The organism is Nitrincola sp. A-D6 (assembly GCF_000764495.1).
In the GTDB taxonomy this organism is placed as follows: domain Bacteria; phylum Pseudomonadota; class Gammaproteobacteria; order Pseudomonadales; family Balneatricaceae; genus Nitrincola.
Map to the genome: position 1 here is coordinate 35,430 of NZ_JRLB01000025.1, position 25,161 is coordinate 60,590.

Annotated in this window: 19 protein-coding genes and 7 pseudogenes; 8 read left to right on the top strand and 18 right to left on the bottom strand. The window is 49.4% G+C overall.

The annotated features are described in order from the left end of the window. The first annotated feature begins 4 nt into the window (after window positions 1-4). From LH51_RS05145 to LH51_RS05160, 4 genes and pseudogenes are all read left to right on the top strand, one after another. Window positions 5-729: pseudogene (locus tag LH51_RS05145) on the top strand (TSUP family transporter). 34 nt (window positions 730-763) lie between these two features. Further along, window positions 764-1,381 carry a hypothetical protein gene (locus LH51_RS05150; RefSeq protein WP_036520413.1) on the top strand — a complete coding sequence of 206 codons (618 nt, stop codon included), beginning with the start codon at window positions 764-766 and terminating at the stop codon, window positions 1,379-1,381. A gap of 97 nt (window positions 1,382-1,478) precedes the next feature. Then, window positions 1,479-2,882, top strand: coding sequence for a two-component system sensor histidine kinase NtrB (locus LH51_RS05155; protein ID WP_036520415.1), 1,404 nt, complete (start codon window positions 1,479-1,481; stop codon window positions 2,880-2,882). A 29-nt stretch (window positions 2,883-2,911) separates the two neighbouring features. Continuing rightward, a pseudogene (locus tag LH51_RS05160) lies at window positions 2,912-4,511 on the top strand (ABC transporter ATP-binding protein). Window positions 4,512-4,558: 47 nt separating this feature from the next. On the opposite strand, the gene LH51_RS05165 reads toward LH51_RS05160, so the two are convergent. The 5 genes and pseudogenes from LH51_RS05165 to nfuA form a co-directional block, all read right to left on the bottom strand. Continuing rightward, on the bottom strand, window positions 4,559-6,028 hold the full coding sequence (locus LH51_RS05165) for a peptidyl-prolyl cis-trans isomerase (protein ID WP_442934813.1): 1,470 nt from the start codon (window positions 6,026-6,028) through the stop codon (window positions 4,559-4,561). Next, window positions 6,014-6,438: pseudogene (locus tag LH51_RS24660) on the bottom strand (SurA N-terminal domain-containing protein); the annotation flags it as partial. The pseudogene LH51_RS24660 and the gene LH51_RS05165, both read right to left, overlap by 15 nt. 86 nt (window positions 6,439-6,524) lie before the next feature. Beyond that, window positions 6,525-6,803 (bottom strand): annotated as a pseudogene (locus LH51_RS05170) (HU family DNA-binding protein); the annotation flags it as partial. 129 nt (window positions 6,804-6,932) lie between these two features. Next, window positions 6,933-9,376, bottom strand: a pseudogene (gene lon, locus LH51_RS05175) (endopeptidase La). Between the two features lie 149 nt (window positions 9,377-9,525). Then, window positions 9,526-10,119, bottom strand: a complete 594-nt coding sequence (gene nfuA / locus LH51_RS05180) for a Fe-S biogenesis protein NfuA (RefSeq protein ID WP_036520475.1) — start codon at window positions 10,117-10,119, stop codon at window positions 9,526-9,528. 164 nt (window positions 10,120-10,283) lie between these two features. Here nfuA and rlmD point away from each other — a divergent pair, with 164 nt between their 5' ends. Further along, the gene (gene rlmD, locus LH51_RS05185) at window positions 10,284-11,624 is read left to right on the top strand and encodes a 23S rRNA (uracil(1939)-C(5))-methyltransferase RlmD (protein WP_036520417.1); all 1,341 of its coding nucleotides are present in this window, start codon (window positions 10,284-10,286) and stop codon (window positions 11,622-11,624) included. Next, complete coding sequence (locus LH51_RS05190; RefSeq protein WP_036520418.1) at window positions 11,621-12,241, top strand: RluA family pseudouridine synthase; 621 nt, start codon at window positions 11,621-11,623, stop codon at window positions 12,239-12,241. The genes rlmD and LH51_RS05190 overlap by 4 nt, the downstream gene beginning before the upstream one ends. A gap of 12 nt (window positions 12,242-12,253) precedes the next feature. Here LH51_RS05190 and LH51_RS05195 read toward each other — a convergent pair whose 3' ends face one another. The 5 genes from LH51_RS05195 to dapA all read right to left on the bottom strand — a co-directional run bounded on the left by LH51_RS05195 (window position 12,254) and on the right by dapA (window position 16,275). Then, window positions 12,254-13,201 (bottom strand): 2-hydroxyacid dehydrogenase, encoded by a 948-nt coding sequence (locus LH51_RS05195; RefSeq protein WP_036520420.1) that lies wholly within the window; start codon window positions 13,199-13,201, stop codon window positions 12,254-12,256. 15 nt (window positions 13,202-13,216) lie between these two features. After that, window positions 13,217-13,930: a phosphoribosylaminoimidazolesuccinocarboxamide synthase gene (gene purC / locus LH51_RS05200; protein ID WP_036520421.1), complete on the bottom strand. Its 714-nt coding sequence runs from the start codon at window positions 13,928-13,930 to the stop codon at window positions 13,217-13,219. Window positions 13,931-13,991: 61 nt separating this feature from the next. Continuing rightward, window positions 13,992-14,549 carry a hypothetical protein gene (locus LH51_RS22200; protein ID WP_235263531.1) on the bottom strand — a complete coding sequence of 186 codons (558 nt, stop codon included), beginning with the start codon at window positions 14,547-14,549 and terminating at the stop codon, window positions 13,992-13,994. Next, window positions 14,543-15,403, bottom strand: a complete 861-nt coding sequence (gene bamC, locus LH51_RS22205) for an outer membrane protein assembly factor BamC (protein WP_235263532.1) — start codon at window positions 15,401-15,403, stop codon at window positions 14,543-14,545. Before bamC ends, LH51_RS22200 begins: the two co-directional genes overlap by 7 nt. Continuing rightward, window positions 15,400-16,275, bottom strand: coding sequence for a 4-hydroxy-tetrahydrodipicolinate synthase (gene dapA / locus LH51_RS05210; protein ID WP_036520423.1), 876 nt, complete (start codon window positions 16,273-16,275; stop codon window positions 15,400-15,402). Before dapA ends, bamC begins: the two co-directional genes overlap by 4 nt. A gap of 191 nt (window positions 16,276-16,466) precedes the next feature. Between dapA and LH51_RS05215 the strand changes: the two are divergent. Next, window positions 16,467-16,933: pseudogene (locus LH51_RS05215) on the top strand (peroxiredoxin). Between the two features lie 36 nt (window positions 16,934-16,969). Here the strand turns inward: LH51_RS05215 and LH51_RS05220 are convergent. Together LH51_RS05220 and LH51_RS05225 are read right to left on the bottom strand one after the other, a co-directional pair. Further along, window positions 16,970-18,079 carry an AI-2E family transporter gene (locus tag LH51_RS05220; protein WP_036520426.1) on the bottom strand — a complete coding sequence of 370 codons (1,110 nt, stop codon included), beginning with the start codon at window positions 18,077-18,079 and terminating at the stop codon, window positions 16,970-16,972. A 29-nt stretch (window positions 18,080-18,108) separates the two neighbouring features. Next, a complete protein-coding gene (locus LH51_RS05225; protein ID WP_036520477.1) occupies window positions 18,109-18,348 on the bottom strand; it encodes a sulfurtransferase TusA family protein in 240 nt (79 codons plus the stop codon). Between the two features lie 135 nt (window positions 18,349-18,483). Here LH51_RS05225 and LH51_RS05230 point away from each other — a divergent pair, with 135 nt between their 5' ends. Next, a complete protein-coding gene (locus tag LH51_RS05230) occupies window positions 18,484-19,926 on the top strand; it encodes a M48 family metalloprotease (protein WP_235263533.1) in 1,443 nt (480 codons plus the stop codon). A gap of 12 nt (window positions 19,927-19,938) precedes the next feature. Here the strand turns inward: LH51_RS05230 and nadA are convergent. From nadA to LH51_RS05260, 6 genes and pseudogenes are all read right to left on the bottom strand, one after another. Continuing rightward, window positions 19,939-20,981: pseudogene (nadA, locus tag LH51_RS05235) on the bottom strand (quinolinate synthase NadA). A 98-nt stretch (window positions 20,982-21,079) separates the two neighbouring features. Next, the gene (gene queC, locus LH51_RS05240) at window positions 21,080-21,772 is read right to left on the bottom strand and encodes a 7-cyano-7-deazaguanine synthase QueC (protein ID WP_036520432.1); all 693 of its coding nucleotides are present in this window, start codon (window positions 21,770-21,772) and stop codon (window positions 21,080-21,082) included. A gap of 14 nt (window positions 21,773-21,786) precedes the next feature. Continuing rightward, entirely contained in the window at window positions 21,787-22,578 is a 792-nt protein-coding gene (ybgF, locus tag LH51_RS05245) for a tol-pal system protein YbgF (RefSeq protein WP_052063464.1), read from the bottom strand. Between the two features lie 7 nt (window positions 22,579-22,585). After that, entirely contained in the window at window positions 22,586-23,110 is a 525-nt protein-coding gene (gene pal / locus LH51_RS05250; protein WP_036520434.1) for a peptidoglycan-associated lipoprotein Pal, read from the bottom strand. A gap of 57 nt (window positions 23,111-23,167) precedes the next feature. Beyond that, complete coding sequence (tolB, locus tag LH51_RS05255; protein ID WP_235263534.1) at window positions 23,168-24,469, bottom strand: Tol-Pal system beta propeller repeat protein TolB; 1,302 nt, start codon at window positions 24,467-24,469, stop codon at window positions 23,168-23,170. Continuing rightward, window positions 24,469-25,161: energy transducer TonB (locus LH51_RS05260; protein WP_036520437.1), on the bottom strand; the 693-nt coding region annotated here is incomplete at its 5' end. The genes tolB and LH51_RS05260, both read right to left, overlap by 1 nt.

A 25,161-nucleotide genomic window follows, 5' to 3' on the forward strand; every position in this document is an offset into this window, starting at 1 on the left:
ATTGATGCTGGCAGCCTTGGCTGCGGGCTTTATTGACGCCATAGCCGGTGGCGGTGGACTGATTACGCTACCGGCACTGCTTGCCACCGGCATGCCGCCAGCTATGGCTCTGGCCACCAACAAATTGCAAAGTTGCTTTGGTTCCTTTACGGCTACTCTTTATTTCTGGCGCCAGGGCTGATCCAGTTAAATACAATGTGGCCTCATATCCTCTGCACTTTTGGTGGCAGCGTGATAGGCACCTTGCTAATCCAACGCATGGACTCCGGCTTTCTCAGCAAACTACTGCCTTTTCTACTGATCGGCTTTTCCCTCTATTTTTTACTTTCACCCCGAATCAGCAATGATGACAGCCAGCAACGTATCACTCCCTTAGCCTTTGCCTTTCTGATCGGCACCAGTGTTGGCTTTTATGACGGTTTTTTTGGCCCGGGAACGGGCTCTTTTTTTGCTATAGCCTTTGTTGCCCTGGCCGGGTACGGCTTGGCTAAAGCCACCGCGCATACTAAACTACTTAACTTCACATCCAATATCGCCTCATTGATATTTTTTGCACTTGGCGGCCATGTTCTCTGGTCAGCCGGGCTAGCCATGGCAGTTGGGCAATATCTGGGCGCTCGTGTAGGGTCGCGTATGGTTGTCAGCCACGGAGTGAAGTTAATCCGTCCATTACTGGTTGGCATCTCACTACTGATCAGCCTACGATTGCTATGGCAACACTATTTTTGACGCCTTAAACACCTGTTGTTCGGAGAACAATCCCATGACTAGCTTACAACGCCTTACCTGGCTCCTGTTTCTGATCGGCCTATTCAGTCACAGCGCAATGGCTCAAACCGGAGAGTTTCGAATTCTTGCAACACCCGATGTACTCAACTCAGAGGAAGGGGGTGAAATACTGAAAATCTATATTCCACCAGGCTGGCACACTGTACATAAAGAATGGCTGGATGGCCGCGGCGTAAAAGAAGTGGTTCCTGCTGACCAGACCATTATCAACTGGCGGGAAATGCTCGCCATTCAGCTCATTGATAACCTGCGCATGTCACCAGAAGATTACCTTGCCCAACTGCGCGAGGCATTGCAAAGTAGCTGTGACTTTAGTCATTTCAGAATTCTGTCCGGCGGTCGTTCAAGCGCTCATGCCGAGACAACACAGATCAGTTGGTGCGGTCAGGTCGCAGGTGCTAAATGGGGTGAAATTGTTCTAAGCCGTATTATTTCGGGAGAAAACACAGTCTACAGCTTAAATAAATCCTGGCGAACCATTCCCTTCCGCTCGGTTGAAAGCATTGCTTTACCGGAGGAAGAAATCCAGTACTGGTCCACTCTGCTTAAATACAGTGAATTGTGCGATATGCGCAAAGAGGAGTGCCGATAGTCTTAACCAGAAGCATTGCTAATCTTCTGGTTAGCTAACAAAAGCTGTTAGAATAGGCAGTTATATATATCTAAAAAACACCAGGAGATAGTGTTCCATGCAGCGATCTGTTTTCCGCTTTTTTCACCTGGTCCTTGCTGCCCTGCTTTTATTGCCATCAACAGCACTACACGCCAGTCTGGATCTTGGACAGTATTTCAAAGATGAACAAGGTAGCACTAATTGGCAGTATGTAGCCAACTTCTCCAGCGGCATCCTGATCATCATCCTGTCACTGGTTGTGTTGGGATTGCTGTTGACCTGGCGCAAGGCACATCGTGCCAACCACGAATTGACCCTCATTCGCAATCAACTGGAAGACCGGGTAGAACAGCGTACAGCTGAGCTGAAAGCGTCAGAGTCTTATGTAGCCAATATACTGCGCTCTTTACCACTTATGCTGGTAGGCCTTAACCCCAAAGGACAGATCACTCACTGGAACCGTCAAGCGGAAGAAATTGCTGGTGTGACCACCACGAAGGCACTGGGCATGGATCTATGGCAGATTTATCCTACCATCGGTATCAAGCCCGCACAGATAGAGCAAGCACTAAACCAGAATGAACCTGTGTATATCAAACAAAGTCAAAGTGGGCTTTACTATTTTAACATCACCATCTACCCACTACAGGGACAGGATGCACAAGGCGTTGTGATTCTAATTGACGATGTCACCCAGAAGATTCTAGCTGAAAACATGCTGGTACATAATGACAAAATTGCTTCTATGGGTGAGCTCGCAGCGACCATGGCACATGATATTCATACGCCACTTCAGGCGATACTGTTTGATCTGAGCAGTTTTCAAAGCCTGCTGGCCTCGGGCAAGCTCATGCAGCCGCAGAATGAAACAGGCAAAGAAATAGAGCGCCTGAACCACCTGCTCGCTGATGCATCTGAGAAAGGGCGCAATGTAGCTGCAATTATCAATAATTTATTGGCCTTTTCGCGTCAGCGCAACGATAAAAAACTACCGGCACAAGTGCCGGAGTTACTGGAACATGCGCTACAGCTTGCTAACGACGTACTTATTTCACCTGATGATTTCCGTTTTAGTAATATACACATTGAAAAACACTTCGATGATAATCTGCCCACACTGCCCTGTTACAACATTGAATTACAGCAAGCCTTTCTCAGCCTTTTCCGGCATGCTTTTGATGCCATAACTGAGGCAGAATTACGCGTGACTCCATGCATCCGTATTCATGTTAGCGAGTCCTATGATACGCTGTGGATTCGAATCAATCACAATGGCAAAACTTTGTCAGACGAAGAGCAGATGGCCCTGTTTGAGCCCTTCTTCAATAACAATGAAGCCAGCCAGCACACAAATGAAGCTGGTAAGCGCTTATCGTTTGCTTATTTCATCATTACTGAGCAGCACCAGGGTCATATGGCGGTTACATCAGACTTGGAATCAGGAACAACGTTTCATATGCAGCTTGGTACGGGTGGCTGATCAGGCATTACCAAAACAGGGCAGGATAGATGGATAAAGCACTATTAAACATTAAGAACCTGTCAGTTGCCTTTGCCAACTCCCCGGTAGTTCATCAAGTTAATTTGCATATCCAACCTGGTGAATGTGTTGCACTGGTAGGCGAATCCGGTTCTGGAAAATCAGTAACGGCCTTGTCAGTTCTGCAGTTACTGCCCTACCCGCTGGCGAGCACCCTCAGGGACAGATACTATTTCAGGGTGAAGATCTGCTTCAGGCTAGTGAATCTAAGATTCGTGCAATTCGTGGCAATCGCATCAGCATGATTTTCCAGGAGCCCATGACCTCACTCAACCCGCTGCATTGTGTCGAGAAGCAGATTGGAGAAACACTACAATTACATGCCGGCATGAACCGCAAACAAGCACGGGTACGAATTCTTGAGCTTTTAGAGCTGGTCGGCATTCCTGAACCGGAAAAGCGCCTTAAACAATATCCACATGAACTATCCGGCGGCCTGCGTCAGCGTGTCATGATTGCCATGGCGTTGGCAAACGAACCACAACTATTGATTGCAGATGAACCTACCACCGCACTGGATGTTACTATTCAGCAACAAATTTTAGAGCTACTCAAAAGTTTGCAACAAAAACTGAACATGGCCGTTTTGCTGATCACGCACGATCTGAACATTGTCAGGCGCTATGCCAACCGTGTTTGTGTAATGCATCAGGGACGCCAGGTTGAATCATCACCCTGCCAGGTACTGTTTGAGCAACCCCAACACCCCTACACCCGTAAACTCCTGGATGCTGAGCCTGCTGGACGACCTGCCGATGTTGCAGACATCACCCACAGGTATTGGAAACCCAGTCTCTTAACGTCTGGTTTCCCATCCATAGCGGCTTACTTAAACGTATCAGTGGATATAATAAAGCGGTCAATGATATTAACCTGACCCTGCATCGTGGTGAAACCTTGGGTATTGTGGGTGAGTCTGGTTCCGGCAAAACCACACTGGCGCTGGCAATCCTGCGCCTGATCCGTTCGGACGGCAGGATAAATTTTGTTGGTCAGGATCTTAACAAACTGGCCCAGAAAGCCATTAGGCCTTATCGAAAACAGATGCAGATTGTTTTTCAGGACCCCTTTGGCAGTCTAAGTCCACGCATGCTGATTGGTGAATCCATAGCAGAAGGACTGGAAGTTCATGGTATTACAGATAAAGCCGACATTGAACAACGCATCTGCCAGGCATTGGAGGATGTGGGCTTACCCACCACTATTCGCAACCGCTATCCGCATGAGTTTTCCGGGGGACAGCGCCAGAGAATTGCGATTGCCAGAGCGCTGGTGCTTAAGCCAGAACTGATTGTACTCGACGAACCCACATCTGCACTGGATAGAACCGTACAGAAACAAATTATCGAGTTATTGCGGGATTTACAGGCGCGCTATCAGCTCAGCTACCTGTTTATCAGCCATGACCTGGCTGTTATCAGAGCACTGAGTCATAGGCTACTGGTTATGAAAGATGGCGTGGCTGTAGAACAAGGAGATGCCGATAGCATTTTTCAAGACCCGCAACACCCCTATACCAAAGAACTGCTCCTGGCCGCCTTCGGTGACACAGCGCGTCCTTGCGCTTGAAGCTACTTTCCTGACCTGGATCGGCGGTACAAGAGCCCAAGGAGGGCTCAGTTGCGCTTAACCGTAGCGGACTGGCGTAGACTGTCTACACGGCTCTGATATTCCTGCTGACCCTGAGTAGCACCCAGCAAGGACATCATCAGCGCCATTTCCTCAGCACTCAAATCTGCCTCACTTTGCTGTACTGCATCCAACCGGATGATAGCAAAATTACCATCACGCAGCTGCATCAGCTCAAAACCAGGCAGCTGATCACCCTGCATAGCAAAGGCACGCTGCCGGATTTCAGACGGCACACGCGAGTCACCACGGTCTGCATCAATCACTTCAACCCAATTATAATCATCATTCAGTTGTGCCAGTGTTTCTCCTGCCTGCAACGCATCCAGCCACTCGGAGGCTTGCTGCTCAAGCTGCTGAGTGGCCTGCGCCGTAATCAATTCCAGCTCCAGCTCATCACGTACTTCTTCAAATGTAACCTGACGGCTAGGCAAGTGCTCATGAACCCGCACCACAACCGTACGTTCACGGTCCAGCTCTATAGGCAAACTATTAAGACGTTCACCTAGCAGGTCAGAACTGAAAGCGGCATCAACGACACGAGAGTTACCTCCCAGTTCACCGGCACCCCCCTCACGGCTGATGGGTTCAGAGCGTTCAATAACCAGATCCAGTTCTTCGGCCGGTACAATCAAATCAGCGGCAGAAAACGACAGGTCGGCAAGACGCTCCATCTGCTCCACATAGCGCATCTCGGCATCACGCTCAGCAATCTCAAGACGCAAATCATATGCTTCTTGTTCAAATGAGGGCTGTTCTCCCTGGCGTATTCCATCCAGACGGATCAGGTGAAAACCAAACTCGGTCTGCACCGGCTCAGACACCTGCCCGACTTCAGTCATATCAAACAACGCATCAGCAAACTCATCAACCAACTCATCCTGAGTCAGATAACCCATAGAACCACCTTCATTAGCCGAACCAGGGTCATCTGAGTGTTGCTGTGCCAATTCAGCAAAATCAGCACCTGCTTCCAGTTCCAGGGAAATCTCCTGCGCCTTAGCCAAGGCAGCCAGCTCATCACGTGATTCAGTGGTTTCGATCAGAATATGTGATACCGAGCGCTCTTCTTCGCTTACAAAATCAGCCAGCATCTGCTCATAGATACCACGCACTTCATCATCACTTACCAGTGATGGATCTACAAAATCATTTTTATCCAGCATGACATAGTCAAGTACAACCTGCTCAGGCGTCTGCAAAGACCCTGCGCGCTGTTCGTAAAGTTCACGAATTTCGCTTTCAGATACACTGGTTTCATTCAATACATTCAGCAAGGGCAGTCTGACCCAGGCCAAGTCACGTTTTTGTTGATCCAGCCTGACAATGCGCTCGATCTCATCCGGTGTACTGAATGCTGACAAGACAAGTGCACTTCGCTCCTGATCAGCCAGCGTTTCCTTGCGTAACAACTCGCGGTACATCAAGGGTGTAAACCCGGCGTTACGTAATACCATTTCAAATTGATTGCGGTCAAAACGCCCATCTACCTGAAATTCGGGTGTCGACACAATCAATTGATCCAGCATTTCTTCAGACACAAACAGACCCTGACGATTCGCAGATTGAATCAACAAGGATTGCTCTATCAGGCTTTCCAACACTCTGCGCTCTAACAAAGCATCATCCAGCTGTGTCGGGTCAGCATCCGGACCCATTTGCATCAGCAGTTGCCGACGCTGCAAATCAACTCCACGCATCAGATCAATAACGGCGATATCTTCACCGTTGACTTCAGCTACAGGCTTTTCCTGGGAGCCCAGGCCTATCAGTGATTCAGCCCCCACAACACAAATGTCAGTGCGATCAGGCCGACGATGGTCTTGGCAATGATACCTTTTGAGTTATCCCTGATGGTTTGAAGCATTGTTTACATTTCACCTATGGTTGTCATACAAAAAAAGCGCACCCGTGGGAATGCGCTTTCTTCTTTCTTCGACCAGAAAGGTCAGTTTACTTGTTTACCGCATCTTTCAGAGCCTTTCCGGGCTTGAAAGTTGGCAAGGTAGCAGCGGCAATTTCAATCGGCTGACCTGTTTGTGGATTGCGACCTGTGCGGGCAGCACGTTCTTTAACCGAGAAGGTCCCAAAACCAACCAGAGCAACGGATTCGTTGTTCTGTAATGCTTTTGTAACAGCTTCCAGAGTCGCATCCAATGCACGACCTGCAGCTGCTTTAGGTAGATCAGCAGACGCAGCAATAGCATCAATCAATTCAGATTTATTCACATTGTTCCCCTTAAATGCATCGTTATTTTGTTCTGTTCGCGTGGTGTGAGCCGTTACGCGTCAGGCCACTTTATACCAATACTCAGATTCCCGTGTCAACCGAAGAGCCCCATTTTAACAGGGTTCAGACGATTAATGGGTACTTAATTGCCCTGGCTCATTTTTTACGCCACTAGTTTCTTTACTAACAATTTCAGTTTCTTGGTCTGAAAGAGGCTCCGGAACCCGGGTCAAAGCAATATCCAGAACCTCATCAATCCATTTTACCGCGATTATGTCCAAGTCTGCCTTAATATTTTCAGGTATTTCTTTTAAATCGCGTTTATTTTCATCAGGAATGATCACTGTAGTGATACCACCACGATGGGCTGCCAGTAATTTCTCTTTCAAACCACCAATCGGCAACACCTGTCCGCGCAGTGTGATCTCACCCGTCATAGCCACGTCTGAACGCACTGGAATGCCTGTCAGCACTGAAACCAGAGCCGTACACATGCCAATCCCCGCACTGGGTCCATCTTTCGGTGTAGCCCCTTCAGGGACGTGAATATGAATGTCGTGCTTCTCATGAAAATCAGCACGAATACCCAGTTGCTGTGATCGGTTACGCACAACAGTCAGCGCCGCCTGAATAGACTCTTTCATCACATCGCCAAGTGAACCTGTGTGAATCTGACGCCCTTTTCCAGGCACGAGAGCCGCTTCAATGCTGAGAATTTCGCCCCCTACCTGTGTCCAGGCCAGCCCGGTGACATGACCAATCAGATCTTCCTCTTCGGCTTTCCCATAGCTGTGTTTGTGCACACCGGAATAGTGCTCCAGATTATCAGAGGTTACTTGCTGCAGGTCAGCCGTCATTTTATTCAGCGCAAACTCCCGCACTGCCTTACGGCAGATTTTGGCTATTTCCCGCTCCAGCCCACGCACACCCGCCTCACGGGTGTAGTAGCGAATCAGATCGAGTATGGCCGCATCGGTAAACTCCAGTTCACCCGCCTTTAATCCACTTTGCTTGATCTGTTTGGTGATCAGGTATTTTTTAGCAATATTGAGTTTTTCATCCTCGGTATACCCCGGTATACGGATGATCTCCATACGATCCAGCAGAGGTCCAGGAATATTCATGGAGTTGGACGTGCAGATAAACAACACATCCGAGAGATCCATGTCTACTTCCAGGTAGTGATCGTTAAAGGTGTTATTCTGCTCAGGATCCAACACCTCCAGTAATGCAGAGGATGGATCGCCACGATGGTCCATGCCCATCTTGTCAATTTCATCCAGCAGGAACAATGGATTTTTAACGCCTGACTTGGTGATTTTCTGCACCAGTTTACCCGGCATAGAACCTATGTAAGTACGACGATGCCCACGTATTTCAGCCTCATCACGCACACCACCCAGCGCCATACGCACATATTTGCGATTGGTGGCGCGAGCAATTGATTTACCCAATGAGGTCTTTCCGACCCCAGGAGGTCCCACCAGGCAGAGGATTGGCCCTTTCAGTTTTTTAACGCGCTTCTGCACCGCCAGGTATTCGACGATGCGCTCTTTCACCTCATCAAGACCAAAGTGATCTTCATCAAGAATGGTCTGAGCCCGCTGCATATCCAGGCGAACCTTGGAACGCTTTTTCCAGGGTATTTGTAGCATCCAGTCGATGTAACCGCGCACCACCGTCGCTTCAGCGCTCATAGGCGACATCATTTGCAGTTTTTTATGTTCTGCAAGTGTCTTTTTCAGCGCATCTTCCGGCATTTCAGCCGCTTCTATACGTCGACGCAGCTCATCCATATCGCTGCCGCCGCTTTCATCCATATCACCCAGCTCTTTCTGAATAGCCTTCATCTGCTCGTTCAGATAATACTCACGCTGGCTTTTTTCCATCTGCTTTTTGACCCGGCCACGGATACGCTTTTCAACCTCAACAAGGTCAATTTCAGCTTCCATTTTGGCCATCAAATATTCGAGGCGCTCACGACTACTGAGCATCTCTAATACCTTCTGCTTTTCATCCAGCTTGAGTGCCATATGTGCAGCCAGGGTGTCAGCCAAGCGTCCGATATCATCGATATTCTGCAGGGAGTTCAGCACTTCAGCAGGAATTTTTTTGTTGACCTGAATAAAACGTTCAAACTGATCCAGGGCTGTATGCTTATAGATATCACTTTCTGCATCTGTTGCCAGCTCAGTAACCATCACCTCAAGACTGGCTGAAAAACACTCCTCGTCATCTGTCAGGCATGCAATCCGTGCACGGTACTCACCTTCAACCAGCACTTTGACCGTGCCATCCGGAAGCTTCAGCATCTGTAGTACTGTAGCAACAGTGCCCACATGAAAAAGATCTGAAGCAGAGGCTCATCTTCGGATGCGCTTTTCTGCGCAACCAGAACTATCTGTTTATCTTGTGCCAGCGCAATATCCAGGGCACGAATCGATTTAGCCCGGCCAACAAATAACGGAATGACCATGTGCGGATAAACAACCACATCCCGCAAAGGGAGAACCGGAAGCTCAATAGCAACCTGGCCACTCGGGGCTGTGTCATCTTTTGCTTCAAAGTGATCCATAATTTTGTGCCTCTGTGCTGCGCACCAGCCCGGTTTGAGCTGTGCTCTTTGGATAGTATCAGTCTATGGGGTCAGGACCCAAAAAAAACAAGCCGTACAGCGATACTCAACTATACGGCCATCTGTTGCAATTTGGAGTATGCGTTGATTTATTTGTAATACGCATTGGCTCTATTACTGTGATCGGTAACGTCTCTTACAGCCATCAGTCCCGGCACCCGCTCGATCAGGGTTTTCTCAACGCCGTCCTTCAGCGTCAAGTCAACCGCACTGCACCCCTGGCAACCACCGCCAAATTGCAGTATAGCAATCTGCCCCTGCTCTTCTTCAACCAGCTCAATTAATTTGACTTCACCACCATGCGCGGCCAGACCTGGATTGATATCGGAATAGAGAATGTAGTTAATTTGATCCTGCAACGGACTGTCAGCCGATACCTTCGGCATCTTCGCATTAGGTGCCTTGATTGTCAGTTGTCCACCCATACGATCTTCAGCGAAATCGATGGTGGCTTCTTCTAAAAAAGGCAGGCTGTTACGCTCAAGATAAAAGCGCACCTTTGGCGTTTCCATTACCTCATCTTCAATATTCACTTCATCTGGCCGACAATAGGCCAGACAGGTTTCAGCGTAAGGCGTTCCTGGCTGAGTCACAAAAAGCCGTACAGCCATACCTTCGACATTCTGTTTTTCAAGCAAGCCGGCCAAGTATTCCTGGCCACCATCTGTTACGGTAATTATCATAGTTTTTACACTCACAACCATCGTGGATATAGTGTAGACAGCATACACCGAAAACAATTCCGAGTAAATTGATCGGATATTATGCAGACCACCTTAAATTCGTGAATCCATGCCCCGCTCGGCTTCAAAATAGGCTATAATCGCTTTCTTTTTTTCAGAATAATATGCCCAGAAAACAACAGCGTTCAAAACCACTAGCTAAACCATTGCAAATCCTTGATACGCCACTTTTGGTGGATCGGTTTAGCCATGAATGTCGTGGCATTACCAGCCATCAGGGAAAAACTGTATTCGTACGCAATGCCCTACCGGGTGAGCGAGTCAGTGTCAGGCTGGAAAAATCCTATAAGCGCTATGATGAAGGCGAGGCTATCAGCATCGCTGATTTCAGTAGCGACAGAGTGCCACCCGTCTGCCCGCATTACAATAGCTGCGGCGGCTGTGATTTGCAGCACCTGAATACCGAGCGAGCCCCTGAAATCAAACAGCAACTCGTACTGGACCTGCTGCAGCGCTTTGCTGGCTGCACACCTCATGTTATCGATGTGCCCGTTATCTCGGCTGCCACAGGCTACCGTCGCAGCGCACGTATCGGCATCAATCAACGCCAACGTGATGGTGCACTTCTGATTGGATTTCGTCGACGCCAGTCAGCAAAGCTAATGGATATTAACCAGTGTCCGGTACTTGACCCGCGTCTGGATAGACTGTTCATCACGCTGCACGCATTTCTTGATGATCTTAAGGATCTACGCCATTTAACCGAAGTTCTCGTCAGTTTAGGTGACAATACCGGTGCACTGCGTTTTCGACTGACCCGACCCGCATCTGAGCAACTCAAGCAGCGCTTGATTGGCATTGCGGAGCAGCTCCAGTTATCAGCCTGGACTGAAGACGACCAGCATCAGTTGACTCCTCTGTCATCCACCCCCGAATTGAATTTTCTGGCTGACGAGCAGACTCGATTGCAATTTTTGCCAGGCGACTTTCTACAAGTCAATGCCAGTGTTAACCGTGCCATGATTAAACGCGCGCTGGAATGGCTTAAACCTGAACCCAACCAGGTGTTACTGGATCTATTCTGCGGCTTGGGTAATTTTTCTCTGCCGCTGGCCCCGCACCTGAAGCAGGTCATCGGTGTTGAAGGCAGCCTGACGATGGTTAAACGTGCCCGCCATAATGCCGAGCTGAACGGGCTCAATAATGCTGAGTTTCACTGCGCTGATCTAAGCCAACCCATCACAGCAACCGCGTGGTTTCGCAATGGATCTGCCGATCTGATCCTGCTTGATCCGCCTCGCAGTGGCGCAGCTGAGTTGATACCCCAGTTACTGCAACTCAAACCGGTAAAGGTCCTCTACATTGCCTGCAATCCAGCGTCACTCGCCAGAGATACGGCGTTAATGCTCACAGCAGGCTACCGTTTACAACGTTTTTCAGTATTAGACATGTTTCCCAATACGTCGCATATTGAATCCATGGCACTGTTTGAGATAAATACATGATTGAGCTACTTTATGCTGATGACGTAATGGTTGTGGTTTCAAAACCAGCCGATCTGTTATCTGTGCCCGGTATCGGCGAAGAAAAAAAAGACTGCCTGGTAAGCCGTTTGCAAATGGAATTTCCCACCATCCGCATCGTACACCGGCTGGACTATGCCACCTCAGGACTGCTGGTACTGGCACTCAACCGTGGTTCACATCGAGCCTTAAGTATTCAATTCCAGGAGCGTGTTCCAAAAAAACGCTATCAGGCGCTGGTCACGGGACAGGTTGGTGATAGCAAGGGTGAAATCAATCTTCCAATCGGCCCTGACTGGGAGCGTCGTCCGCGCATGCTGATTGATCACCAGCAGGGCAAACCCTCACTAACACACTGGGAATGTATCGACAAGCAGGACAATTGCAGTCGTATGCTGCTCTACCCGCACACCGGCCGCTCACATCAATTGCGCGTACATATGCTGGCCATGGGCCATCCAATTCTGGGAGATGTGTTTTACACTGAAGAAGCCGAGCACAGCAGCCATGAGCGCATGATGCTGCATGCCGATCAGTTGGGATTGCAGCACCCTGTCAGTGGACAGTGGATGGATTTTAACTCCCCCTGTCCCTTCTGACAGATTCTACTGTCAGTTTACCCGACGCTGGTTGCCATCAACCAGCCAATCCTGAATATTCTCACAGGTCTGGCGAATAATGGTTTCACGCGCCTGACGACTACCCCAGGCACAGTGCGGTGTAATCAGCAGATTAGGTATATCCGTATCAAATAACAGGTTACCTTCCTTAGGCGGCTCCTGGGTTAACACATCGGTTGCGGCACCAGCCAGGTGCCCGGAACACAACACATCAGCCAGTGCGGACTCATTGACGATACCACCACGCGCTGCATTTACCAGATAACTGCCTTGCGGCATCAATGCCAGTGCCTCGGCATCAATCAGGTCACGGGTTTCTTCTGTTAACGGACAGTGCAAACTTAACACATCGATTTTAGGTAACAGCTCAGCTAAGGGTACACGCCCAGCCTTTGCCTCACTTCCTGGTCGTGCCGCAATCAAGACATTCATGCCGAAAGCCTCAGCCAGTCGCTTAACTTCAGCACCCAGCACACCGTAACCCACAATACCCAGGGTTCGGCCGCGTAGTTCCAGAATAGGATAATCCAGCAAACAGAATTGTGACGACTGATTCCAGCGCCCCTGCTCCACCGCCGCTTTATAATCAACAAAGCGGGTGTGCATGACCAGCATTAACATCAACACATGCTGAGCAACTGACCCTGTGCCGTATCCCTGACAGTTGTATACCGGAATACCCGCCGCCGTTGCTGCTTCGATATCAACATTATTCACCCCCGTAGCGACAACACAAATCAGCTTCAAACCAGGCGTTGCCTGAATTACCTCAGCTGACAGCAGCACTTTGTTGGTAATAACTATATCAAAGCCCTGTATCCGTTTCGCCACCTGCTCTGGCAAGGTACCTGGATAAACAACCAGCTCTGACAAACCCGCTTCAAGTGGTGTCAGATCAAGATCATCCAGACTTAAGCTATCCAGAAATACAGCGCGCATGCGTTAAATCCACCTTCAGTCGAAATCAATACCAAGACGATGGCCTACTTCTTCGTAAGCTTCAATCACACCGCCAAGCCCTTGGCGAAAGCGATCTTTGTCCATTTTAGTTCGCGTTTGCTTATCCCATAGACGACATCCATCAGGCGAGAATTCATCACCTAAAACAACCTGGCCTTGGTACAATCCAAATTCCAGCTTGTAGTCAACCAGCAGCAGACCGGCATCATCAAAGAGTGTTTTCAGTACATCGTTGGTTTTAAATGTCAGCGCTTTAGCGGTTTCTATATGCTCAGGCTCGGCCCAACCGAAGGTCGCAATATGCGACTCGTTTACCATTGGATCACCCAGTGCATCATTTTTCAGAAACATTTCAAAGGTAGGGGGGATCAAATCCAGGCCTTCTTCTATTCCCAGCCGACGACACAGAGAACCGGCAGCAACATTGCGTACCACACACTCAATCGGCATCATATCCAGGCGTTTAACCAAACTCTCGGTATCTGACAACAACGCTTCAAAGTGTGTTGGAATGCCGGCTGCTTCTAACTTCTGCATGATAAAAGCATTGAATTTATTGTTTACCTTACCCTTGCGATCAAGCTGCTCAACTTTTTTGCCATCAAAGGCTGAGGTGTCATCACGGAACACCATGACCATGCGATCAGGGTCATCCGTTGTATAAACAGACTTGGCCTTACCCGCATAAAGTGCTTCACGCTTTTCCATTCTTATCTCCAATAGACAGCACCCGTATAAAGAGTGCTGAGAATCATTAAATATCTGTCATCTAAAGTGTTTGCGGCAACTGATCTTTAATCTGCCAGAGTATTTCTTCAGCCACGACAGCGGGTGCTGCAATGCCCTCATCTGTCAGAACTGTCACCATCACACCCGAGCGGGTACGACTCAGATTAAGCTGGTAGCGACCCACATGTTCAAACTCACCGGTGTTGTTATTAAACACACCACGGCCACTGCCGCCAAACACAAAAATAACACGCCCGCCTAACCAGATTTTATAGCCATCCTGATTAGCTGGATTATTTGGATCATTCAAATCAGCCTGCACTTCCTCATCACCAGCCTGTTCAGCCGAAGTCAGAGTGCCACGTGAAGAATACATATTCTGTTCAGCTGCATCTGACTCAAGACCCAGTGCTGAATTGATAAAGCTGGTATCCAGCTTTATCTCCTCACGGTCCGAGAACAACCAGTCAAAGAAACCCTGACGACTGGTATCTTCAACAGGGGTTGTGGTGGTGTAGGTCATATAAAAAATACCAGCTTGTTGATCACGCGTACCCACATCAACATCAGCTTTATCCAATGCCTCGTTAATTAACACCCAGCTCGATCTGCCGGGGCATTGACTCTGAGTGCCGGGTTACCGCGCCCATCACGCCCCAATTCAGCACGACTAGCTCGCTGTTGCTGCATGGCCAACAGTGTTCGCGCCGTAGTAGGCTCAGAGGCACGACTGAAGTAGCGTAACATCTCAAACATCATATCACTCTGATAGCTGATATCAGCGACACCCGTGTCCCAGTTAATCTCTTCAGGTTCCTGCCCGGAAGCATACTGAACATGCTGCATGCGGATAGAGGTCCGATCATAGTTATCCGGATCTGGTCGCACGGTAACGCGGAGCTTATTCTCAGCAGGGCCCTCCAGTGAACGCAAGGTCAATCGACGTAACCAGCGATCAACCAGGTTATATTCCTGACCATCTGTCTGAATCCAGTCGGTTTCGATCACCCCTTGACGCGGATCAGTTCGTGCAACTCTGACACCATTGTAATCCCAGAAATCGATGACTTTGGTCCATACATCTGCAATCGGTTCATCAACCATGATGACCCGCTCACCATCCAGGCGCTGCAGGTTGACCAGGTCAGATCCAGGATCGACATAGAAAAACTCTGGCCGGGGCGCTCTGAAACGACCTTCAATCCGTGTTGCAGTACTACCCACATTCGGCACAACTAACTGATCACGGGTTTCACGCGCTTGAATATGTGCGGGTATTTCCAGGCGCTGACCCGCTTCTGCCAATTCATAGTCCTGGCTGCGATCACGTATAATGCCATGTTCACCATAAATAGGATTTTTTACAGAGCCACAACCCGTCGTAACAAGTACAACAGCCAGAAAGGGTAAGGTCAGTATTCGCGCTAAATGTATTTTGCTATTTATAATCATGCGATGCCACTGTCTTTGAGAGCTTGACGTACCACTTCATGGTACTGGGGTGAAAGTTGCGTTAGGGGTAAACGTATACCAGGCTGCATTAACCCCATTTCAGCCAGAGCCCATTTCACCGGGATCGGGTTAGCTTCAACAAACAAACGGGTATGCAGCGGCATCAGCTTATGCTGCAGATCACGAGCGGCATCGGCCTGCCCCTCAAGGCCCAGACGACACAGCTCGGCCATTTCAGCAGGAGCCACATTCGCAGTCACGGAGATATTTCCCTGACCACCCAAAAGAATCAGCTCAATCGCTGTAGCATCATCACCAGAGTACACGGCAAAGTTATCTGGCGTGGCATCAATAAGCTCTTTGGCCCGCTCAAGGTTACCCGTCGCTTCTTTAATGCCGATAATGTTAGTCACTGTTGCCAGGCGCAAAACGGTTTCCGGCAACATGTCGCAGGCCGTACGTCCCGGCACGTTATAGAGTATCTGCGGAATATCAACAGCGTCAGCAATCGCACAATAGTGCTGATACAAGCCCTCCTGAGTAGGCTTGTTGTAGTAAGGTGTCACCAGCAGGCTGGCATCAGCGCCCACGGCTTTGGCTTCACGGGTCAGTTCAATCGCCTCACGCGTTGAGTTTGCACCGGTACCGGCAATCACCGGAATACGGCCCGCTACCTGATCAACAATAAAACCTATAGCCTCAGCATGCTCTTTACAGCTGAGTGTGGCTGACTCACCGGTAGTACCCACGGCTACAATTGAGGCTGTGCCCTTTTGAATATGAAATTCAATCAATTGCTTCAACGCTTCCCAATCAATATCTCCATTGAGGGCCATCGGGGTTACCAGCGCTACAATACTGCCGCGAATCATCATATTCTCCATATTTATATCTAACGGGGGCGATCTAAATTTCGCACCGGGCGTAAACAGAAACAATGTTAACCTGAGGATCTGCTTCTGTTATCGTTATCTTATCTGAATGACCGGTCATTCTAAACGAATAACCCCCCTTTAGCGTAGTAGCAGACGCATTTTTCAACAGACTTTTTCAGGAGAGAGCAATGAGTGAGCTAATTACGGGGCATCCTGTGCCCGATTTTAGTGCCCCCGCAACCAGAGAGACAACCTTTACCCTCAGTGAGTTCAAAGGTCGAAACCTGATCATCTACTTTTATCCTAAAGACAGCACGCCTGGCTGCACAACTGAGGGGCAAAATTTCCGTGACCTGTATGACCAATTCCAGGCACTGGACACAGAAATTTTTGGTGTATCACGCGATGGGTTAAAAAGTCACGAGAACTTCCGTACTAAACAGGCTTTTCCATTTGACCTGATCAGCGACAAGGATGAAGTTGTCTGTAAGCTATTCGATGTTATTAAGCTAAAAAAACTTTATGGCAAAGAGCACCTGGGAATTGAACGTAGCACATTTCTGATCGACAAAGCCGGCGTACTGCGCCAGCCTGGCGTAAAGTCAAAGTACCCGGTCATGCAGAGGAAGTACTTGAAAGCGTCAAAGCGCTGTGAACGAGTGATCTGACAGAAACAGCGAGCAGGAGCGAATCACTTCTCCTGCTCAGCCTCAGTTTCAGTTTCAGGATCGATAACCTGTCCATCATGAGCATGCTCCATAGCTTTGGGCCAGGCATTCACCACAGACTTAACCAGGGTAGCCAAGGGAATGGCAAAGAACACCCCTAACACGCCCCACAAGCTACCAAACACCAGCACCGCCACTATGATGGATACCGGATGCAAATTTACAGCCTCTGAAAACAGAATCGGAACCAGCACATTGCCATCCAGCGCCTGAATCACAAAATAAGCAGCCATCAGTGTAATAAACTCACTGCCCCAGCCCCACTGGAAGAAGGCGACCCCAGCTACTGGCAGAGTTACGATAGCAGCGCCTATGTAGGGAATGATTACCGACAAGCCCACCATTAACGCCAGCAGCGCGGCATAATTCAGCCCCATAAACACAAACACGACATAAGAAACAGAGCCCACAATCAAGATTTCAATGAACTTACCGCGAATATAGTTGGCTATCTGGGCATCCATTTCAGTCCAGATACGTCGCATCATGTCGCGCTTTTCCGGTAAATAGGCTGTCAGGCTACCGGCCAGATAGTTGCCATCACGCATAAAGAAAAACACCAGGATCGGCACCAGAATAAGATAGATTAACAAAGCAACAATATTGGTAATGGAGTGCAACGAGAAGGTTAACGCCCACTGCCATGCTTTACCTATTTCAGCTGCTGCAATCGCTATTAACTGACGTATCTGTTGCTCTGCCACCAGCTCAGGGTAGCGTTCAGGTAAGAGCAAGAGCACTTTTTGAATCTCAGACATGATGCGTGGCGCTTCATTCAGCAAGGTCACCAACTGCCGCCAGATCTGTGGCATGACCAGTAACATAAACGCGAGAAAAGCCGCCATAAAACTGGTAAAGACTAACAATATGGATATATTACGTGGCATAAAGCGGCTGCAACGCTGCACCACTCCCTGCATCAAAAATGCCAGAATAATACTGAAGAACACCGGTGCTAACGCTTTACCCAAAGTCAAAATAACAACTAGAGCAATGACTAATAAAAAAAACAGTAAGAGTGCCTCTTCATCTGAGAAATAACGATGAACCCACTTACCGAGAATTTTTATCATGATTACGCGTACTCCTGCGGCTAGGTTTATCAGCCACGGCGAATTAAATAAACAAATGTATCCTGATCAGTGAACGACTCCAGCAACGCATGGTCTGACTGATCTGTATAGGCTTTAAAATCCCTGACAGAACCGGCATCAGTGGCTGTTACTTTCAACACCTGGCCAATTTCCATCTTGCTCAGCGCTTGCTTAGCCTTCAATAAGGGCAAGGGACAATTAAGCCCGCTGGCATCAAGCAACTGATCTGGTTCAGATTTAAACACCATGTAAACCTCGGTTTCAAAGCATGTCAAATATAACGGCAGCCGTTTATTGAAGCTGCTGGACGTAAATGCCACGCTTAGATTAAAGTGCTGCTCATGGTATTACAACTTATCACTATGACAAACAGGTATTTATATTTGAGATTTATACTCTCGGCTATGCTGCTGTCTATCTGCTCAAGTTTACTATTTACTTCAGCCAGCAGTGCATCAACGAATTTGCCAATCCTGTCAGATCGCTCATCCGCATCGGTATCCATGGCATCTGAATATCGTCTTGGGCGTAATTGGGCACGCCTGTTGCGTGGCCGGGCACCCTTGCTGCATGATCCGTTGATATTTCAATACCTGGAAGAGCTCCTTTGGGATCTTGCCCCACACAGCCAGCTATCAGATCGGCGCCTTGAGTTGATTGTTCTGGATAATCCGACTTTCAATGCCTTCGCCGTACCCGGTGGGGTTATCGGCGTTCATGCCGGGCTGATCACGGCTGCCGGATCAGAAGATGAGCTGATATCAGTGCTTGCACATGAGCTTGCACACTTAAGCCAACGTCACTTTGCTCAACGTATCGAAGAAGAGCGACGCAACCAGCCACTGGTCTTAGCGGGTGTACTGGCTAGCATACTCATTGCAGCGGCAGACCCCCAGGGTGGAGCGGCAGCACTGTCATCAACCATGGGCGCCTCAGCACAAGCACAGCTAAACTTTAGCCGTCGCAACGAAGAAGAAGCTGACCGGGTGGGCATGCAAACCATGGTTGCCGCTAACCGAGATCCCAAAGCCATGCCTCAGATGTTTTCACGCCTGCAGCGAAACTACCGGTTTTATGGTCAGCGCCCCCCTGAATTTTTACTCTCCCACCCGGTCACTGAAGCCCGTATTGCTGACTCATTAAATAGAGCGGAGACTCTACCAGCTGTCAGCCCCCGCCCTTATTCACCAGAATTTGACATTATCCGAACCCGTTCAGAAGTACATCTCAGTGATCAACCCGGGGAAATATTAAAGCGCTTTCTTGCTGATACCGATCAAAGCAATAGTGCCATCGCACACTACGGCGTTATGCTGGCCGCCATACGCACGGGACAACTGGATCTCGCCACCCAACACTTTAATCAGCTACCGGCGCCGTGGAAGCAGCATGCCTACGTTCTATTAAGCGAAATTGAATTATTGCTGGCAAAAAACGACTTCAGCCAAGCCGAAACCCGCTCTGAGGAAATGCTGGCCTTGTATCCTGACAGCATGCCTGTGATGAAAATACATGCTCGGGTGATGCATATGTCGGGGCAGCCAGAGCGTGCGGTTCCAGTCTATAGACGCCTGCTACAGGATTACCCGACTGACACTGACAGCTGGTATCAACTGGCCGAAGCCGAAGGCCTGGCTGGCAATATTACCGGGGTTCATGAAGCCCGTATTGAATACTTCCTGCTGACGGGTGATATCGACAGCGCCTTACAACAAGTCACTTTTGCCAAGCGCGAGTCTGGTCTTCGGCCTTCCGATATAGCAAGACTGGAACAACTGGAAGCTGAAACCCTGGAAATCCGCCGACAGATCAAGGAAGACCTGTAGGCGGCAATCGGGTTAATTCAACGGAAAATCAAGCATACGCTGCAAAGGTACGCGGGCTCTCCGGATCAAATCACTGCTGACGTGTACTTCCTGGTCACCGTTTAACAACACATCCCGCAAATTTTCCAGACCATTCATCGCCATCCACGGGCAATGAGCACAACTGCGACAGGTTGCGCCGGTACCACCGGTAGGGGCTTCAATCAATGTTTTTCCAGGTGCTGCCTGCTGCATTTTGTAAAAAATACCGCGATCCGTGGCAACAATAAACATCGGATTGGGTAACGTAGCAGCAGCCTTGATCAGCTGACTGGTAGAACCTACCACATCGGCAAGCTCCACTACCGCTTCCGGGGATTCTGGATGTACCAGAACCGCCGCTTCAGGGTAAATGGCTTTCAGATCACGCAACCCTTTGGCTTTGAATTCCTCATGCACGATGCAAGCACCGTCCCAAAGCAACATCTCAGCCCCGGTATTCTGCTGAACATACTCACCCAGATGCTTATCTGCGCCCAGATAACTTTCTTGCCCTGCTCTGCCAGGTGCGCAACCACACGCAGCGCAATACTTGAGGTCACAACCCAGTCAGCACGCGCTTTCACGGCGGCTGAGGTATTGGCATAAACAACAACCTCATGATCCGGGTACTGATCGCAGAAAGCCGAAAATTCATCAACCGGACAGCCTATATCCAGAGAGCAGGTTGCTTCCAGCGTTGGCATAAGAATGCGTTTTTCCGGGCTGAGTATTTTCGCGGTTTCACCCATAAAGCGCACACCCGCCACCAGCAGCGTGGAAGCGTCGTGCTGACTACCAAACCGCGCCATTTCTAACGAATCCGAAACACAGCCACCACTTTTTTCAGCCAGGGCCTGAATAACCGGATCGGTGTAGTAATGTGCGACCAGACAAGCATTTTTCAGCTTCAGCAGCGACAGGATTTCATCAATCAGCACAGATGTTTGCTGCTGATCCAGCGCATCAGGTAAATGCTCCTGAGCAAAATGCTCTTGTACAAGAATACGGTCTGCCAAATCTCGTTTACTTAGCATCAATACTTCCGAGTTGAATAAAGGGTCAGCAAGCCTTGGGCATGCATGAAAACTAGGCATTATAGCACATAGAAAAACACGAATAGACTGATAAACTATCAGGGTTGGTAGCGTGTCGGATCAGGCACACCGGCCTGCTCAAAACCCTTGGCACGCAAACGACAACTGTCACAACGCCCGCAGGCACGCCCTTCATCATCGGCCTGATAACAGGAAACGGTGTTAGCGTAATCCATTCCAAGCGCAGTGCCAGCCTGAATAATTTGTGCCTTAGTGAGATCAATCAGTGGTGTATGGATACGTATCGGCTTACCTTCAACACCCTGGCGTGTTGCCAGAGCCGCCATTGCTTCAAATGCACGGATAAACTCAGGACGACAATCCGGATAGCCGGAATAATCGACGGCATTTACACCGATAAAAATGGCACTGGCATCCAGGACTTCAGCCCAACCTAACGCCAGAGATAAAAACACGGTATTTCGCGCAGGTACATAGGTCAGCGGAATACCTTCCTCCTGCACATCATCAGTATCCGATTCCGGCATACTGAGGTTATGATCTGTCAGCGCAGAGCCACCAAAATCTTCCAAATTCAAACGCAAGACACGATGTTCAACTACATCAGCTTCCATAGCAACAATGCGCGCAGCATTCAGCTCAGTCAGTGAACGCTGCCCATAATCAAAGCTAAGTACATAGCAGCTATAACCCTGATCTTTGGCCATAGCCAGAACCGTTGCTGAATCCAGCCCTCCGGACAGGAGTACAACGGCACATTTGCCAGTCATTATTTACGCCCTCTTCAGTTGCTTTCTACAGGTTGGAAACTTTGCGCCAGGGTCGCAGCGGTACTCTGTGGATACTCGCTGATCACACGCTGCAGCAAATGCCGCGAGCGCTCCTGCTCCCCAAGCCTGGACAAGGTGACGCCCAGCTTATACAGAGCATCAGGAACCTTATGGTGATTTGGAAATCGCTCAAGCACGGTTTCAAAAGCACTGCTGGCAAGCTCCGGAGACTCTTTAGCAAGATGCAATTCACCTAGCCAGTAGTAACCATTGGCCGTATTGGCATGTTCTGGATAACGTTGCACAAACGCTTCAAAAGCACCAATAGCTGCGTCGAAATCGCGTGCCCGTACCAGTGCAAAGGCTTCGTCATAGGCCAACTGATCGTCAGCGGAAGCAGGTTCAGCCACAATAGCCGGATCTGACTCAGCCTCAGAAGGTGGCAGGGTATCGGCAGGCAATAAATCTGAAGGGGCTGAAAGTGGAGGAAGGCTATCAGAGTCCATGGCCGCCTGCATCAGCACACTAAGGCGCCGATCCATATCACGGTAGCGATCTGAGGAATCGGCTTCCAGCCGTTGCAACTTATGCTGCGTAGTTTCGAGTTCTCCACGCAAAAAGCGAACATCTTCCTGTAGCTGAAGAACCAGCAACATCAGTTCACTCTGACTGGAAACACCCGCTGGGGCTGCTGATGCATCCCCACTTCCCCTGATCTCGATCACCGGCACCTGAGCTTGTGCTGACAACGTCAGCACAGCACTCAGACAACCTGCAACTGCGTATTTCAGTGAAGGTTTCATCATTTTTCAATCAACGGCTCAGGTATCTCAATTCAACACGACGATTCTGTGACCAGGCACCTTCATGGTTGCCCGTAACGGCCGCACGCTCTTCGCCATAGCTGACAGTTTCGATCTGACCTGCATTCGCACCATTGACAATCAACAGACGCTCAACAGCATTGGCACGACGTTCACCCAACGCCATGTTGTATTCACGTGTACCACGCTCATCCGTATGGCCATCCAGTCTTACACGTGCTGACGGATTACCTGCCAGGTAACGCGCATGTCCTTCCAGATCAGGAAAAAATTCCTGACGCACGACAGCACGGTCAAACTCGAAATAAAACACATTTTTCAGAGTCGCTACTTCCTCCCAGCTACCTGGCGTTACGCCAGTACCTGTTCCAGTACCATAGGCACTGGTGTCAGTACCTGTACCTGTACCATTCATAGCCCCTGAATCACTTTTACTGCCTGTAGAGCTACAGCCTGCAGCAAACGCCATAACAGCAGCCAACGCTAGCGCTTTAGTCAAATGAACATAACGCATTTCTTTCTCCTGTTGCCCGCTTTAAGAGCAAGCAATTCAATTTAAGGTTGATACAGTTTATTGCAAAAATGGCGACCACGCCGGTTCTCTGACATCTCCCTGAGGAACCGGCATGCTGAAACGTATACGCCCATCCAGAGATACAGCGGACAAAATACCGCGGCCCCTTTCCTGAGTAGCATACATAACAATACTGCCGTTCGGTGCGATGCTTGGAGACTCATCGTAATCGCTGTTGGTTAAAATATCCAGACGTCCACTCTTTAGGTCCTGAACAGCTATCTGGAAGCGACGCGAACTGCCACGGTGAACCATGGTCAGAAAACGCCCGTCTTGCGTGAGACGTCCGCGGGCATTGTAACTGCCTTCGTAAGTAACACGTTCCACTGAACGTGAAGACAGATCCATCCGATAGATCTGTGGCGAGCCGCCACGGTCAGAGGTGAAAAATATTGACTTACCATCCGGTGCCCAAAAAGGCTCTGTATCGATTGCACTGCTTTGCGTCATTCGATCCAGTGCATGGGTTCTTAAATCCAGCACATAGATCTCAGGATTGCCATCTTTGGACAGGACCAGCGCAAGCTTGTGGCCATCAGGCGACCAGGCTGGCGCACCATTTAATCCAGGAAAAGACTGTATCTGCTCACGCTGCCCTGTGGCCAGATGCTGGATATAGATAACCGGACGGGTAGTTTCAAAGGAGACATAGGCCAGCTTGGTACCATCAAATGACCAGGCAGGTGACAAAATTGGCTCATTGGATTCCAGTATTGTTCGGGCACGCTCACCATCCCAGTCAGCCAGACGCAAGCGGTAACGCTGTTCATCCGTATCACGACGATCCGCTGCCACATACACAATACGGGTTGAAAAAGCCCCCTTAATCCCTGTCAAGGCTTCAAAAATCACATCGGAGATATAATGAGCCGCATCACGAAGGTTCTGACTGCCTGCTGATACTTCGCGCACCAAAATACGCTCTTCTTTAAGTACGTCATACAGCTCAAAGGTAATTTTCACCTCACTAGCAGACAGAGGCTCCATACGACCTGTTACCAGATAATCCTGATTCATCATACGCCAGTCGCGGAAAAATACCTGCTCTTCACGATCAGGAAAGCTCAGCATATTTTCACGACTCATCGATTTGAAAAAGCCACTGCGACCAAGATTCTGGCTGATAATGCCAGCAATATCGTCCGACAAAGCTGCCTCACCCTGCCAACCAAAAGGTGCGACAGCTACGGGCACCGGGCTTTCAACACCCTGGGTCACTTCCACCACTAGCTGTTGCGCCATCAGCGCTGAGCTGAAACTGAACATTAACAAAAATAACAGTTTTTTAAATATACTCATTACCATCTCAATCCTTCAGGCCTGAAAACCACCTGTGTTCTTCTTAGACGACGCTCAAATAATATCGGATCCACTTCGGCTACCCGTGGCAGGCGCTCTGTTCTTCTTACAGCCTGCTCCGCTGAACGATCAAAAGCCAAATCACCACTGCTCTGTACAATACGCACATCGGCAATTTCGCCATTTGGCATCAATTGTATCTCAACCGTTGCCTGCATTCCTGAGCGTGCAGTGGCTGGAATATTCCAGTTTTTTGTCAGCATGGTACTGATATAAGAGCCAATATCACCGATAACCGCATCAGCTGCCGCCTGTGCAGCCCGCTGCGCTTCAGCTTTGGCCTCTGCTTCAGCCTGAGCCTGAGCTTGAGCCTGTGCTTCACGTTGGCGTGCCTCTTCCCGCGCTTTGGCTTGTGCATCCTCCTGACGTTGACGCTCTTCAGCCTGCCGGCGCTCTTCCTGTCGACGCTGCTCTGCTGCGGCTTGACGTTCAGCTTCTTCACGGCGCTGGCGCTCGGCATCAGCCTGCTGCTGGCGTTCCTGCTCGGCACGAATGCGCGACTCAACCTCGCGCTGTGCGGCTAACTCTTGTTCACGCTGCTGCTCGGCTTCACGCTGCTGTTGCTGCTGGCGTTGTTGCTCCTGGCGCTGCTGCTCTTCTTGACGCTGTTGTTCCTGCTGTTGTTGTTCCTG

Coding starts and splice junctions, on each gene's coding strand:
- LH51_RS05150 (WP_036520413.1), top strand. CDS start 764: ATGACTAGCTTACAACGCCTTACCTGGCTCCTGTTTCTGATCGGCCTA.
- LH51_RS05155 (WP_036520415.1), top strand. CDS start 1,479: ATGCAGCGATCTGTTTTCCGCTTTTTTCACCTGGTCCTTGCTGCCCTG.
- LH51_RS05165 (WP_442934813.1), bottom strand. CDS start 6,028: ATGGTATTACGTAACGCCGGGTTTACACCCTTGATGTACCGCGAGTTG.
- nfuA (WP_036520475.1), bottom strand. CDS start 10,119: ATGATAATTACCGTAACAGATGGTGGCCAGGAATACTTGGCCGGCTTG.
- rlmD (WP_036520417.1), top strand. CDS start 10,284: ATGCCCAGAAAACAACAGCGTTCAAAACCACTAGCTAAACCATTGCAA.
- LH51_RS05190 (WP_036520418.1), top strand. CDS start 11,621: ATGATTGAGCTACTTTATGCTGATGACGTAATGGTTGTGGTTTCAAAA.
- LH51_RS05195 (WP_036520420.1), bottom strand. CDS start 13,201: ATGCGCGCTGTATTTCTGGATAGCTTAAGTCTGGATGATCTTGATCTG.
- purC (WP_036520421.1), bottom strand. CDS start 13,930: ATGGAAAAGCGTGAAGCACTTTATGCGGGTAAGGCCAAGTCTGTTTAT.
- bamC (WP_235263532.1), bottom strand. CDS start 15,403: ATGATTATAAATAGCAAAATACATTTAGCGCGAATACTGACCTTACCC.
- dapA (WP_036520423.1), bottom strand. CDS start 16,275: ATGATTCGCGGCAGTATTGTAGCGCTGGTAACCCCGATGGCCCTCAAT.
- LH51_RS05220 (WP_036520426.1), bottom strand. CDS start 18,079: ATGATAAAAATTCTCGGTAAGTGGGTTCATCGTTATTTCTCAGATGAA.
- LH51_RS05225 (WP_036520477.1), bottom strand. CDS start 18,348: ATGGTGTTTAAATCTGAACCAGATCAGTTGCTTGATGCCAGCGGGCTT.
- queC (WP_036520432.1), bottom strand. CDS start 21,772: ATGACTGGCAAATGTGCCGTTGTACTCCTGTCCGGAGGGCTGGATTCA.
- ybgF (WP_052063464.1), bottom strand. CDS start 22,578: ATGATGAAACCTTCACTGAAATACGCAGTTGCAGGTTGTCTGAGTGCT.
- pal (WP_036520434.1), bottom strand. CDS start 23,110: ATGCGTTATGTTCATTTGACTAAAGCGCTAGCGTTGGCTGCTGTTATG.
- tolB (WP_235263534.1), bottom strand. CDS start 24,469: ATGAGTATATTTAAAAAACTGTTATTTTTGTTAATGTTCAGTTTCAGC.